Source organism: Streptomyces sp. NPDC016309 (assembly GCF_043077235.1).
GTDB lineage: Bacteria > Actinomycetota > Actinomycetes > Streptomycetales > Streptomycetaceae > Streptomyces.
This window is the reverse complement of the sequence record NZ_JBIBSG010000008.1, coordinates 164,190-177,690: the sequence shown is the minus strand read 5'-3', so window position 1 is coordinate 177,690 and position 13,501 is coordinate 164,190. Positions and strand designations below refer to the sequence as shown.

13 protein-coding genes are annotated in these 13,501 nt (G+C 71.6%); 2 read left to right on the top strand and 11 right to left on the bottom strand.

Annotated features, from left to right (window positions below; translation table 11 throughout):
* Window positions 1-31 precede the first annotated feature (31 nt).
* Window positions 32-2,851, bottom strand: coding sequence for a DEAD/DEAH box helicase (locus ACF068_RS21390; protein WP_392275854.1), 2,820 nt, complete (start codon window positions 2,849-2,851; stop codon window positions 32-34).
* A gap of 551 nt (window positions 2,852-3,402) precedes the next feature.
* On the opposite strand from ACF068_RS21390, the gene ACF068_RS21385 reads away from it, so the two are divergent.
* Complete coding sequence (locus ACF068_RS21385; RefSeq protein WP_392275853.1) at window positions 3,403-3,561, top strand: hypothetical protein; 159 nt, start codon at window positions 3,403-3,405, stop codon at window positions 3,559-3,561.
* Window positions 3,562-3,623: 62 nt separating this feature from the next.
* Here the strand turns inward: ACF068_RS21385 and tatC are convergent, their stop codons facing one another.
* The 10 genes from tatC to ACF068_RS21335 form a co-directional block, all read right to left on the bottom strand.
* Window positions 3,624-4,580, bottom strand: coding sequence for a twin-arginine translocase subunit TatC (tatC, locus tag ACF068_RS21380; protein WP_392275852.1), 957 nt, complete (start codon window positions 4,578-4,580; stop codon window positions 3,624-3,626).
* Window positions 4,581-4,629: 49 nt separating this feature from the next.
* On the bottom strand, window positions 4,630-4,905 hold the full coding sequence (tatA, locus tag ACF068_RS21375; protein ID WP_392275851.1) for a Sec-independent protein translocase subunit TatA: 276 nt from the start codon (window positions 4,903-4,905) through the stop codon (window positions 4,630-4,632).
* A 212-nt stretch (window positions 4,906-5,117) separates the two neighbouring features.
* A complete protein-coding gene (locus ACF068_RS21370) occupies window positions 5,118-5,315 on the bottom strand; it encodes a hypothetical protein (protein ID WP_392275850.1) in 198 nt (65 codons plus the stop codon).
* A gap of 20 nt (window positions 5,316-5,335) precedes the next feature.
* Window positions 5,336-5,584 carry a hypothetical protein gene (locus tag ACF068_RS21365; RefSeq protein WP_392275849.1) on the bottom strand — a complete coding sequence of 83 codons (249 nt, stop codon included), beginning with the start codon at window positions 5,582-5,584 and terminating at the stop codon, window positions 5,336-5,338.
* Between the two features lie 71 nt (window positions 5,585-5,655).
* A complete protein-coding gene (locus ACF068_RS21360; protein ID WP_392275848.1) occupies window positions 5,656-6,612 on the bottom strand; it encodes a helix-turn-helix transcriptional regulator in 957 nt (318 codons plus the stop codon).
* 16 nt (window positions 6,613-6,628) lie between these two features.
* Entirely contained in the window at window positions 6,629-7,585 is a 957-nt protein-coding gene (locus ACF068_RS21355; protein WP_392275847.1) for a helix-turn-helix transcriptional regulator, read from the bottom strand.
* A 170-nt stretch (window positions 7,586-7,755) separates the two neighbouring features.
* Window positions 7,756-8,127, bottom strand: a complete 372-nt coding sequence (locus ACF068_RS21350) for an FKBP-type peptidyl-prolyl cis-trans isomerase (RefSeq protein ID WP_392275846.1) — start codon at window positions 8,125-8,127, stop codon at window positions 7,756-7,758.
* Between the two features lie 46 nt (window positions 8,128-8,173).
* Window positions 8,174-9,157: an FKBP-type peptidyl-prolyl cis-trans isomerase gene (locus tag ACF068_RS21345; protein ID WP_392275845.1), complete on the bottom strand. Its 984-nt coding sequence runs from the start codon at window positions 9,155-9,157 to the stop codon at window positions 8,174-8,176.
* A 242-nt stretch (window positions 9,158-9,399) separates the two neighbouring features.
* Complete coding sequence (gene pafA, locus ACF068_RS21340; protein ID WP_064069120.1) at window positions 9,400-10,761, bottom strand: Pup--protein ligase; 1,362 nt, start codon at window positions 10,759-10,761, stop codon at window positions 9,400-9,402.
* A gap of 9 nt (window positions 10,762-10,770) precedes the next feature.
* The gene (locus tag ACF068_RS21335) at window positions 10,771-12,051 is read right to left on the bottom strand and encodes an MFS transporter (RefSeq protein WP_392275844.1); all 1,281 of its coding nucleotides are present in this window, start codon (window positions 12,049-12,051) and stop codon (window positions 10,771-10,773) included.
* Between the two features lie 343 nt (window positions 12,052-12,394).
* On the opposite strand from ACF068_RS21335, the gene ACF068_RS21330 reads away from it, so the two are divergent.
* Complete coding sequence (locus ACF068_RS21330) at window positions 12,395-13,441, top strand: LacI family DNA-binding transcriptional regulator (RefSeq protein ID WP_392276055.1); 1,047 nt, start codon at window positions 12,395-12,397, stop codon at window positions 13,439-13,441.
* The last annotated feature ends 60 nt before the right edge of the window (window positions 13,442-13,501 follow it).

The following is a 13,501-nucleotide window of genomic DNA, read 5'->3' as shown; positions in this document are numbered from 1 at the left end:
GGATCCGGCCGGGCCCTGACGTCGTGCCCCGTCAGCCCACCGAGCTGTAGGCGACGACGCCCCTCAGCAGCGCGTCGACCGCCTTCCGCGCGTTCTTGGTGACCGTACTGCCCTCGCCGGGCGCCGCCGCCGCGATCTGTCCGAGGACGTCGATGACCTGCTTGCACCAGCGGACGAAGTCACCGGCCGGCATCTCCGCCTCGCGCAGCACCTCGTCGAGGCTCTTGTCGGAGGCCCACTGGTAGGCGGCCCAGGCGAAGCCGAGGTCCGGTTCGCGCTGGCCGACGCCCTCGGCCTGGTTGATCCGGAAGTCCTCCTCCAGGGCGTCCAGCCGTCCCCAGATGCGGACCATCTCGCCGAGCGCCGCCTTGGCCTTGCCCGTGGGGAGCTTCGGCGCGACCGCGTCGTCGGCCTGCCGGGACTCGTAGACCAGGGCGGAGACGCACGCGGCCAGTTCGGCCGGGTTGAGCCCCTCCCAGACGCCGTCCCGCAGGCATTCGCTGGCCAGCAGGTCCAGTTCGCCGTAGAGGCGGGCGAGCCGCTTGCCGTGCTCGGTCACCTCGTCGCCGCGCAGGTAGTCCATCTCCGTGAGCAGGGCGACGATCCGGTCGAAGGTCCGCGCGATGGTGTTCGTACGCCCCTCGATGCGCCGCTCCAGTTGCCGCGTGTCGCGCTGGAGCCGGTGGTACCGCTCGGCCCAGCGGGCGTGGTCCTCCCGCTCGTCGCACCCGTGGCAGGGGTGCGCGCGCAAGGCGGTGCGCAGCCGGGCGATCTCGCGGTCGTCGGCGGCGGCCGAGCGCTGCTTGCGGTGCCGCTCCGGCGCTATGTGCCCGGCCTTGGTGCGCAACGCGGACGCCAGGTCGCGCCGCGACTGCGGGGAGCGCGGGTTGAAGGACTTGGGGATGCGCATCCGCTCCAGCGGTTCGACCGGCACGGGGAAGTCGATCGACGCCAGCCGCTTGACCTGCCGCTCGGCCGTGAGCACCAGCGGGCGCGGCCCGTCCTGGTGTTCGAAGCCGCGGTGCCCGTTGGCCCGGCCGGCCGGCAGGCCCGGGTCCAGCACCAGCGCCAGTCCGGCGAACTTGCCGGTCGGCACATGGATGACGTCGCCCGGCTTGAGGCGCTCCAGGGACGTCGCGGCCGCCACCCGGCGCTGCGCGGCGCCCTGCTTGGCCAGCTCCGTCTCGCGCTCCTTGAGCTCGCGGCGCAGCCGCGCGTACTCCTCGAAGTCACCGAGATGGCAGGTCATGCCCTCGCGGTAGCCCTCCAGGCCCTCCTCGTTGCGCTGGACCTGGCGGGAGATGCCGACGACCGACCGGTCCGCCTGGAACTGGGCGAAGGACGTCTCCAGCAGCTCGCGCGAGCGGTGCCGGCCGAACTGGTCGACCAGGTTGACCGCCATGTTGTACGAGGGCTTGAAGCTGGAGCGCAACGGGTACGTACGCGTGCCGGCGAGTCCCGCCAGGTGGCCGGGGTCCATGCCGCGCTGCCAGAGGACCACGGCGTGGCCCTCGACGTCGATGCCCCGCCGCCCGGCGCGCCCGGTCAACTGGGTGTACTCGCCGGGGGTGATGTCGGCGTGCTGCTCGCCGTTCCACTTGACGAGCTTCTCCAACACCACGGAGCGGGCGGGCATGTTGATGCCGAGCGCCAGGGTCTCGGTGGCGAACACGGCCTTGACCAGGCCCTGGACGAACAGCTCCTCGACGACCTCCTTGAAGGTCGGCAGCATGCCGGCGTGGTGCGCGGCGATGCCCCGCTCCAGGCCCTCCAGCCATTCGTAGTACCCGAGGACGTGCAGGTCCTCGGTGGGGATGGAGGCGGTGCGCTCCTCGACGATCTCGCGGACGCGGGCGCGTCCCTCGTCGTCGTTGAGCCGGAGGCCCGCGTACAGGCACTGCTGTACGGCGGCCTCGCAGCCGGCCCGGCTGAAGATGAACGTGATGGCGGGCAGCAGGCCCTCGGCGTCCAGCCGCTCGATGACCTCGGGCCGTCCCGGGGTCCAGATCCGCGAGCGCTGCCGCCGCTCCCGCTCGCGGTCCGCCTCGCGCCCGCGCCGCCGGTCCCGGCCGCCCATCGGGCGCGAGTTCTCCATGCGCGCCAGGCGGACCAGGTCGGGGTTGACCTCGCGGCGGGCGGAGCCGCGGCCGCCGTGGTCGGTCTCCTCCTCGAAGAGGTCGTAGATCCGGCGTCCGGCCAGGACGTGCTGCCACAGCGGCACGGGCCGGCTCTCCGAGACGATCACCTCGGTGTCGCCACGGACCGTGTCGAGCCAGTCACCGAACTCCTCGGCGTTGGACACGGTCGCGGAGAGCGACACCAGGGTCACGGACTCGGGGAGGTGGATGATCACTTCCTCCCAGACGGCCCCGCGGAACCGGTCGGAGAGGTAGTGCACCTCGTCCATCACCACGTACCCCAGGCCCCGGAGGGACTGGGACCCCGCGTACAGCATGTTGCGGAGCACCTCGGTGGTCATGACGATCACCGGCGCGTCGGCGTTGACGCTGTTGTCACCGGTGAGCAGCCCGACCTTCCCGGGCCCGTACCGCTTGACCAGGTCGGCGTACTTCTGGTTCGACAGGGCCTTGATGGGCGTGGTGTAGAAGCACTTGCGCCCCTGCTCCAGGGCGAGGTGCACGGCGAACTCACCGACGATGGTCTTGCCCGAGCCGGTGGGTGCCGCGACGAGTACTCCCTTGCCGGCCTCGAGGGCCTGGCACGCCTCGATCTGGAAGGGGTCCAGCTCGAAGTCGTACAGGGCGCGGAAAGGAGCGAGCGCGGTGGCCTGCTCGGCGGCGCGGAGCCGGGCGGCCGCGTACGCTTCCGCGGGTGTGAGTTCTTCTGTCATCTTGTTATCGAGCCTACCCGCCGCCACTGACAGTCAGCCGATCTTTAACCGCACCCTTCTCCGTCTCCGCCCGGAGGACCGGACGCACCCCTCGCACCACCGCGCTGTTCGCCGGTGCGTCCCGCCGAGAACCTTCCTGTGAGCCCGCGGTTGGCATGATCCACCGCAGACCGCGTGCGTTCCGCTACGCAACGCACTCACGGGAGGGGAACAATGAAGATCACATCGTCCCGCACGGGAACGGCCCTGCTTGCCGCCGTAGTCTCGTCAGGCGCCACGCTGGCTTTGGCCGCGCCGGCGAAAGCTGCATCCGCGACACAGTGCAGCGGCTGGCAGCGGCAGGAGATCGACACCATAGGCACGAATCTGGTCGTGCAGGTCCAGCTGTGCGTCCAGCGCACGGCAGCAAACGCGATAACCGCTCGAGCGGAGACTCGCTGGACCGCGGCGGGGGCGGGATCAGCACCGGCCTCGACAAGTTCTCCATACAGGTCAGGCTGGAGCGCAACGACGCCACGGTGAAGTCCGCAAGCGCCCAGTACACCGGACACATGAACAACTACCCGGAGTCGGCCCGGCTGCTGATCACCCCGTCCCACTACAGCAGCGTCCCCGCCGGGTGGACCGCGGACGGCGTGGTTACGTACAACGTCGCCAATGACGGAGGCGGGGACAAGACTTGGCAGCTGGGCGGCTCGCCTTCAATTTGATCTTCTCGTAGGTCCCCCGCCACGGGGCCCACTCACCGGTGGGCCCTTACCTGCGGCTCACCTCAGGTGACGTCGTCGTATGAGCTGCCGTTCAACCGCTGCGAACGGCCACCGTCCGCCTGCTCGGGCAAGGCCGGGGCGGCGTGGACGGACTCGACGGCGCCGATGGCTTCAGGCGTGAGGTCCAGCACCGAAGCCTCGTCCTCGCTCAGCTCGGCGTCGCCGTTCCCGCGCCGCCGACGCATGTCGTTCAGCAGCGAGAGTCCGGTCGCCAGGAAGTACAGCACGGCCAGCGGGCCCGCCAGCAGCAGCATGGAGAGCGGCTCGCCGCCAGGGGTGGCGATGGCCGCGAACGCGGTGAGGCCGATGATCATCCCTCGCCACCAGCCGAGCATGCGCTTGCCGCTGATGACGCCCGTCATGTTGAGGGCGATGAGAAGCAGGGGCAGCTCGAAGGCGAGACCGAAAACGATCACCATGCGGGTGATCAGGTCGAGATAGTCGTCGAGTGAGATCTGATTCTGCGTGTCGGACGGCGTGAAGCTGAGCATGATCGCCGCTGTCTGCGGCAGGATCGCGTATGCCAGGTAGGCACCCGCCACGAAGAGGGGGACGCCGACCGCCACGAACGCGTAGGCGTAGCGCCTCTCGTGCCGGTGCAGCCCCGGGGCGACGAACGCCCACAGCTGGTAGAGCCACACCGGGGTCGCCGCGAGGACGCCCGCCATGAGGGCGACCTTGAGGGCAATGGTGAAAGGCGAGATCAGCGTGTCCGTCTTCAGGACCGCGCACAGCTGCCCGTTCTTCTGGACGACGACACCGCCCTCACAGCCGACCGAGTCGATGATCGGCCTCATGAGGAACTCGAAGATGTCCTTCTGGAAGAAGGCCGCCACAATCGTGACGACGAGAATCGCCAGGACCGCCTTCAGCAGCCGGTTCCGCAGTTCACGCAAATGATCGACAAGGGGCATGCGCCCCTCGTCGTTCTTCTCCCGCTTGCGGGCAGACTTGAGCAACCCACTTCCCTTGTCTCGTGCGAGTGCGGCAGCCGTCAGCGCGTGTGCGTCAGCTCTTGGTGGTGTTCTGCTCGGCGACCGGGCGGGCGCTGCTCACGTCGCCGGGTGCGGCCTGGATGGTGCGCGGGGCGGGCTGCTGGGCCGCGGGGTCGGCGGTGGGAGCCGGCTCGGCGTCGTCCTTCTTCATGGCCTTCGCCTCGCTCTTGAGGATGCGGGCCGACTTGCCCAGCGAACGCGCCATCTCGGGGAGCTTCTTGGCACCGAAGAGCAGCAGGATGACTGCGATGATCAGAACGATCTCGAGGGGCTTCAGATTGCCGATCATGTGCGACTTCCTTCTCACCGAGGCGGCTGGGGGGAGGGGGCTTACCTGTGCGACCGGACAGTTGTCCAGCCCCATGCTGCAAGGATCGTAACTCGCACGGGTAAACGTCGGGCAATCCCTGTGCATACTCCGCGTTCCCGGCGAGTACCTCCATACCTCCGCCGGGACAAGCAGCGTACCTCTCGGGCCCGGGCGCGAGGAGGGTGGCGGCCCTACCGCAAGTCCTCGCCCGTACGGGCGAGATCGGTGGCCGCCCGCTCCAGGTCCTCGGCGGCGCGGTTGATCCGCTGTGTGGTGTGCGTCACTTGACGGCCGAGGCGCTGGGCCTCGATGAACACCCGGATGCCGAGGACGCCGAGGACGGCGATACCGAGGAACCCCAGGGCGATGGCGAGCATGGGCCAGAACATGCGCAGAGCCTAGACGACGGTCAGACCGTGGAGTGGAGGCGGAGCGTCCGCACGCCGCCGCCGGTGAGGAGTTCGACGATGCGCTCACCGGCGGGCTTGCGTACGGCGGAGCCGCACGCGGGGCACGTGAAGGAGTAGAAGGTGGTCCGGCGGCTGGCGCCGATGGCCAGGCGCAGTGACCCGGCCGACAGTTCGCAGCGCGCCTGGCACTCGGGGCAGGCGGCCTTGAAGAGGACGGGGGCCGGAGGCGGCGGAATAGTTCCGGGCATCACGGACAATTACCTCAATTCGCTCGACGGTGGTCTGATCGGCCTGATCGGCTCGACTGCCCCGGCTCCGCCTACTCCTGGTCGCCGTACGCGGCCAGCGCCTCGCACGCCGCCTGCCGGGCGCTCGCCGCCAGCTCCGGCGGGGTGACGATCCGGCCCTCCCCGCCCAGGCGCAGGGCGAGGCGCCGCAGCGAGGCCGGTTCCGGCGTGCGCAGGGTGATGCGCAGCCCGCCGTCGGGCAGTTCCTCGGCGCTGTCGTGCGGGTAGTACTCGGCCACCCAGCGGCCGCCCGGCCCCACCTCGACCACGACCTCGGGGTCGTCGGCCGACGGCTGGACCAGGCCCTCGGACAGGTCGCGCAGCTCGATCTCGGGCGGCGCGGACGGCTCGTCCAGCAGCCGGATCTCGGCCACCCGGTCGAGGCGGAAGGTCCGCCGCGCCTCGGACAGTCGGCACCAGGCCTCCATGTAGGTGTGGCCGACGGCGAAGAGGCGGATCGGGTCGACCTCCCGCTCGGTGAGCTCGTCCCGCGCGGGCGAGTAGTACCGCAGCCACAGCCGGCGCCGTTCCGAGATGGCCCGGTCGACCTCGGCGAACACCCCGCCCTCGGACTCGAAGGTCACCGACAGCCGGGAGCTGGCGCCCGCCGCCTCCCCCGCCGCGGCCTCCAGCTTGGCGGTGGCGCGCAGCAGCGCCTCCCGGTCGCCCTCCCGCAGTCCGGGCAGCGTGGCGACGGCCCGGGCCGCCACCAGCAGGGCGGTCGCCTCGTCGGCGGCGAGCCGCAGCGGCTCGGCGACGTCGTCGGGGTTGTGCCACCAGATCTGCTCGCCGTCCGTGTCGATGTCGAGCAGGTCGCCACCGCGGAAGCTGGTGCCGCACATGGGCAGCACGTCGAGGTCGGAGATCAGCTCGTCCTCGGTGATACCGAACGCCCGTGCGACGTCCCCGACATGGGCGCCGGGGCGCTCACGCAGGTACGTCACCAGCGAGAGCATCCGCCTGGTCTGGTCGATCGCGTTCGCGGCCATCGAAGTCCGTTCCCCCTCAGCCCTTGGCCACGGCGCGCAGCCGGTCCACCACGTCGGCCCGCAGATCGGCCGGTTCCAGTACGACGACGTCCGGGCCGAACTCGACGAGCCAGGCGTCCAGTCCGTGCCCGTACGGGATCTCCAGCTCGTCCCAGCCGCCCCCCAGCTCCCGCACCGACAGGGCGCGGGCGCGCAGCGGGTAGCCGCAGTCGGTGCGCAGCCGGATCCGGGCGGAGCGGGTCGCCGTCTCCCCCGCCCAGCTCTCGACGGTCTCGCGGACGGTCGACACGTCCGGTACGGGGGCGGTGAAGGCCCCGGCCCGGGAGCGGACCCTGCCGGTGATGCGGGAGAGCCGGAAGACGCGCTCGGCGCCCCGGTCACGGTCCCAGCCCGCCAGGTACCAGTGGCCGCGCCAGCACTCCAGCGTCCAGGGCTCGACCTGCCGGGTCTCGGGGCGGGCGGCATTGGCCTTGCGGTACTCGAAGACGACGGGGCGCCGGTCCCGGCAGGCCAGCATCAGCGGCTCGAAGGCCGCCTCGTGGACGGGGATGCGCGGTTCGAGGGCGCTGTGCGGGGTGTCGTACGCGTCCCCGGCCTCGGGCATGCCGGCGGCGCGCAGCTTCTGGAGGGCTCCGCTGGCGGCGCCGGCGAGGCGGGCCTGCTGCCAGACCTTGGCGGCCAGGCCCAGGGCGGCCGCCTCCTCCGCGTCGAGCTGGATCGGGGGGAGCCGGTTGGAGTCGCGGCGGGCCAGGTAGCCGGTCTCGCCGTCGAGGTTGTCCACGGTCTCGATGACCAGGCCGAGCTCGCGCAGATCATCCTTGTCGCGCTCGAACATGCGGTTGAAGGAGTCGTCCGAGCCGGCTTCGAGGTACGCCTCGATCGAGCCGCGCAGCTCGCGCTTGCTCAGCGGGCGCCGGGTCCCCAGGAGGCACAGCGCCAGATTCATCAGCCGCTCGGCCTTGGCAATGGCCATCGACGCCCTGCACCTCTTCTTATGGACTCACTTTTCCCGCTCAACGTACCGCCCCGGGGTGTCGCGGGAAAAGTCGCGCCACGGCGGAGGGCCCGTACCGGGAGGCACGGGCCCTCTGGGTGGCCGGTCGGCCACGGGTGCGGTGTGCCTCAGCGGCGACCGCGGGCGGATCAGACGCCGACGAGGTCGCAGACGAAGATCAGCGTCTCGCCCGGCGCGATGGCGCTGCCGGCGCCACGGTCGCCGTACGCGAGGTGCGCGGGGATGATCAGCTGGCGGCGGCCGCCGACCTTCATGCCCTGCACGCCCTGGTCCCAGCCCGCGATGACCTGGCCGATGCCGAGCTTGAACTGGAGCGGCGTACCGCGGTTCCAGGAGGAGTCGAACTCCTCACCGGTGGAGAAGGCCACGCCCACGTAGTGGACCTTGACCATGTCGCCGGCCTTGGCCTCGGGGCCGTCGCCCTCCCAGATGTCCTTGATCTCCAGGTCCTTCGGCGGCTCGCCACCCGGGAAGTCGACCTCGGGCTTCTCGATGCTCACGAAAACAGTGCTCCTCAAACGAATGTACTGGGCAACCGGGACAGTCTTACATCACGGCGAGGATGTCGAGCGAGAAGACCAGCGTCGAGTTGGCGGGGATGTCCCCGGACGCCTGGTCGCCGTAGCCGAGCTCCGGCGGGACGACGAGCATGACGCGGCTGCCCGCCTTCTTGCCCGCCAGCCCCTGCTGCCAGCCCTTGATCAGGCTCTGCAGGGGGAACTCGGCGAGCTGGCCGCCCTTGTAGCTGGAGTCGAACTCCTTGCCGCCCTCCCACAGGACGCCCTTGTACTGGAGCAGCAGCTTGTCCGTGGGCTTGACCACCGGGCCGTCGCCCTCCAGGACGTACTTCGCGACGAGGCCCTTGGGCGCGGGCTTCTTCGGCACGTCGATGGACGGGGCGGCGCCGTCGGTGTTGGTGCCGATCTTGGGGAGGTCGATGTTGTCCTGCGCGACCTCGCGGCCCTTGGCCGAGCTCTTGCCGTTGAAGGTGCCGCGGATGTCGACCACGAACACCAGGGTGTCGGTGCCCTTGATCCCGCCCTGCGGGTTGCCCTGGGACCCGTAACCGAGGGCCGGCGGGATCGCCAGCTCGACGCGGCTGCCGACCTTCTTGCCCGGCAGCGCCCTGTCCCAGCCGGGGATGAGCTGGCCGACGCCGATGGCGCTGGTCAGCGGCGCCTTGCGGTCGTACGAGTTGTCGAAGACCTTCGCCGTGTCCCAGATCTGGCCGAGGTAGTCGAACTGGAGGTAGTCACCCTTGGCCACCGTCTGCCCCTTGCCGGGGATCAGCGTCTTCACCGCCAGGTCGGACGAGGGCTTGCCCGGGCCCTTGGCGACGGTCGGCTTCTGGCCGAACGCGGTGCCCGCGGTGATGGCGGGGAGCGGTCCCTCCACGATCTTCGTGGACGTCTCCGGGGCGGACGCCGACGGGCTCTCGTCGGTCTTGGCCTTGTCGGACTTGTCGTCGCCGCAGCCCGCGAGCGTGAGCAGGCCGGCGGGGACGGCGAGGAGGAGGGAGCGACGGCGCACGGAATGCCTCGTATCTTGGTCGGGATCTCGGGATCTGTAGGTCTTCGCAGTCGAGTTCGCGAGGGTGTCGCGTCACTCTACGGCGTGACTCTACGGCGTGGGTGAGGCGCCGTACGAGCCCCGCACGACGCCTCCCGGTGGTGATCCCGGCCTCCCGCCCGGCCCCCGGGCGCCCGGCGGCGGGCGCCCTCGGGCCGGTGCCGCCGGCGGGTCCCCCGCGGGACCCGGCGGCGGCCGCCGGCTCACATCCCGGCGATGAGCTTCTCCACCCGGTCGTCCACCGACCGGAAGGGGTCCTTGCACAGCACGGTGCGCTGCGCCTGGTCGTTGAGCTTGAGGTGCACCCAGTCCACCGTGAAGTCCCGGCGCTGCTCCTGCGCCCGGCGGATGAAGTCGCCGCGCAGCCGTGCCCGGGTGGTCTGCGGGGGCACCGACTTGCCCTCGAAGATCTTCAGGTCGTTGCAGATCCGGGCGGCCTGTCCCTTCTTCTCCAGCAGGTAGTAGAGCCCGCGGCGACGGTGGATGTCGTGGTACGCGAGGTCTATCTGGGCGACCCTGGGGTGCGACATGGTCATGTTGTGCTTGGCCCGGTACCGCTCCAGCAGCTTGTACTTCATGACCCAGTCGATCTCGGTGCCGATCCGGTCGAGGTCCTCCTGCTCGATGGCGTCCAGCGTGCGGCCCCACAGCTCCAGGACCTGGGCGACGGTGCCGGTGCGGATGCCACGGCGGTCGACGAAGTCGGCGGCCTTCTCGTAGTACTCCCGCTGGACCTCCAGGGCGGAGGCCTCGCGGCCGCTGGCGAGCCGCACCTTGCGCTGGCCGGTGATGTCGTGGCTGACCTCGCGGATCGCCCGGATCGGGTTCTCCAGGGTCAGGTCCCGCATCACCGTGCCGGCCTCGATCATGCGCAGCACGAGGTCGGTGGCGCCGACCTTGAGGAGCATGGTCGTCTCGGACATGTTCGAGTCGCCGACGATGACGTGCAGCCGGCGGTAGCGCTCGGCGTCCGCGTGCGGTTCGTCGCGGGTGTTGATGATGGGCCGGGAGCGGGTCGTCGCGGAGCTGACGCCCTCCCAGATGTGCTCGGCGCGCTGGCTGACGCAGTACACGGCGCCGCGCGGGGTCTGGAGCACCTTCCCCGCGCCGCACAGCAGCTGCCGGGTGACGAGGAACGGGATGAGGATGTCCGCGAGCCGCGAGAACTCTCCGTGGCGGGCGACGAGATAGTTCTCGTGGCAGCCGTAGGAGTTTCCCGCCGAGTCGGTGTTGTTCTTGAAGAGATAGACGTCGCCCGCGATTCCCTCCTCGTGCAGGCGGCGTTCGGCGTCGACGAGCAGACCTTCGAGAATGCGCTCGCCGGCCTTGTCGTGGGTGACCAGTTCCGTCACGTTGTCACATTCTGGAGTGGCGTATTCCGGATGTGATCCCACGTCGAGGTAGAGGCGGGCACCGTTCCGCAGGAAGACATTGCTGCTGCGGCCCCATGACACGACACGGCGGAAGAGGTAGCGCGCCACTTCGTCAGGAGACAGTCGGCGCTGTCCCCTGAACGTGCACGTGACGCCGTACTCGTTCTCCAGCCCGAAAATGCGGCGGTCCATGACTGAACATTACGCCTGATGGCCTGAGCTGAAACCGGGTTCGACGGCACCGTTTCGATCATTTTCCGATGCCGCCACGACATCTTCGGCGTGTTGGGCCTGGTGGCGGGGAACTGCCAGTACGCGCTGGGTCGCCAGCAGGACCAGCAGGGCGGCGAATCCGCCGGCGCCGGCCACCGCGAAACTCGCGGTGGTGCCGGAGTGCTGGACCACCGGGCCGGCGACGGCCGTTCCGGCGGCGGCGCCCACCCCGAAGGTGGTGACCAGCCAGGAGAACGCCTCGGTGACCGTGCCGCGCGGCGCGTGCCGGTCCACGACGATGAACGCGCAGGCGATGGCGGGCGCGAGGAACACGCCCGAGACGGCCGCCAGGGCGGTCATGGCCGCCACGCCGGGGGTCAGCGTGAGCGGCAGGTAGCCGAGCGCCAGAAGGCCGATCAGGGCCCGCAGGCGGCGCTCCGGGGCGCCCGCCCACTGCCGGGCCCCGTAGACCGTGCCGCCGACCAGCGCGCCGAGGCCCAGGGCGGCCATCAGCCAGCCGTAGACGGACTCGCTGCCGTAATCCTCGGCGTACGCGTAGGCGGCGACCGTGATGGAGCCGAGGGCGAGGCCGACGAAGAAGAACGCGCCGAGCAGGGCGAGCAGCCCGGGTGAGCGCAGCGCGCCGAGCCAGTGGGCCTCGCGCGGGGCGGAGCGCCAGGCACGGGACGGCTCGGACAGCACGACGGACAGGGCGCCGAGCACACCGATGGCGTTGATCACGAGCAGGGCGGCGGCGGGCGACCAGAGCGCCACGAGCAGGGTGACCAGCAGAGGCCCGACGGTGAACATGACCTCCTGGGCGACCGCGTCCATGGCGTACGCCCGGTGGACCCGTTCCTCGCGGCCCAGCACGCTCGGCCACAGGGCCCGCAGCCCGCCCTCCAGGGGCGGGGTGAACAGACCGGCGACGGCGACCGCCGCGTAGGTGAGCGGGAGCGGATCCGTGCCGGCCAGCACCAGCAGGGCCATGCCCAGGGCGGAGACCAGGGCCGCCGGGAGCTGGACGCGGGGCTGGCCGTACAGGTCGACGGCCCGGCCGAGGAGGGGCTGGCCGACGGCGTTGCCGATGCCGTACACCGCGGCGAGGGCGCCGGCGAGGCTGTAGCTGCCGCCCTCGGCACGGGTGAACACCATGATCGCGATGGGTCCGGTGCCGTTGGGGAGGCGCCCTATGAGGGTGCCGATGAGCAGCCTGGCGGCATGGGGTGCCTTCAGGATGTCGGCGTACCCGCCCGGTGCGGCGGCCATGTGCTGCCCCTCTCCCCCGGCCGGAGGCCGAGGTTTTACGTATAACGTCCTTCGTCATACGTACCATGACGGCATCCCGCGGGTCCACCTCGCGGGCGGGATCCCCGAAGCGGAGGCGTGCGTGCACCACCCGGACCCCCAGGTCCCCGACCCGGCGCCCAGGACGGCGGCCGGGCCCGCCCCCGGGCGGGCCGGTGCCCCCGGCGGGCGGGACGCCGACGCCTCCGGGGCCGGCGCACCCGCGCGCCCCGCCGCGGACGGCGGCCCGCCCGGCGGGGCGGTCGTGGCCGGCGACCCGTCCGGCGGGACGGTCGTGGCCGGCGACCCGTCCGGCGGGACGGTCGTGGCCGGCGACCCGTCCGGCGGGGCGGCGGGCCGCCCCGGCGCAGCGCGGCCGACGAGCCGGGACGTGGCCCGGGCGGCCGGGGTGTCCCAGGCGACCGTGTCGCTGGTGCTCGGCGACAAGTGGCGCGGGCGGGTCTCGGAGCGCACCGCCCGGCTGGTGCGGGAGGCGGCGGACGAGCTCGGGTACCGGCCCAACCTCGCGGCCCGGAACCTCCGTCTGGGCCGTACCAGGACCGCGCTGCTGGTGGTGCCCGCGCTGACCAACGAGTTCTTCGCCCGGGTCTACACGGGCGCCGCCGCGGTGGCCGCCCGGCACGGGTTCGGTGTCGTCCTGTACCCCTCACCCGAGGGCGTCGGCCCGGCGCGCGACCCCTTCGCCTCCGCCCGCGCGGCCCTGGACGGCGTGATCGCGTCCTCGATGGCCGCCGACGCGCTGCGGGCGATCGGGGGCACCGACCTGCCGCTGGTGATGCTGGACAGCGACCCGGCGGACCCGGGCGCGGCGGCCCGGGTGAACCTCGACATCGCGGACGGCGTGCGCCAGGTGACGGAGCATCTGCTGACCCTGGGTCACCGCCGTTTCGCGCACCTGTCGTCGGCGGTGCCGTCCTGGACGTTCGACGTCCGCGGCCGGGCCATGACCGCCTGCCTGGGCGGCGTCCCCGGCGTCACGGTACGGACCGTTCCGGCGCCACTGGACGTGGGCGGCGCCCGGGAGGCCGCCGAGCGCGCGCTGACCGCGCCGGGGCCGCGCCCGACGGCCCTGGTCTGTGACGACGACATCGTGGCGGCGGGCGCCTGCAAGGCGGTACGGCGGCTCGGGCTGCGCGTCCCGGAGGACGTGTCGGTCACCGGCTTCGACGACCTGGCCCTCGCCACGGCGGTGGAACCGGAGCTGACCACGGTCCGGCTGCCGGCCGAGCGGATCGGCGAGCGCGGGATGACGGCCCTGCTGGACGTCCTGGCGGGCCGTCCGCCGGAGTCCGGCGACCTGCCGGTCACCCTCATGGTCCGGGGCTCCTCGGGGCCGCCCCCGGCCCCCTGACACAGAATCCCGGCCACGGCCCGGGCACGGCCCCGCGACGGCCCCCGGCATGCCGGTGCC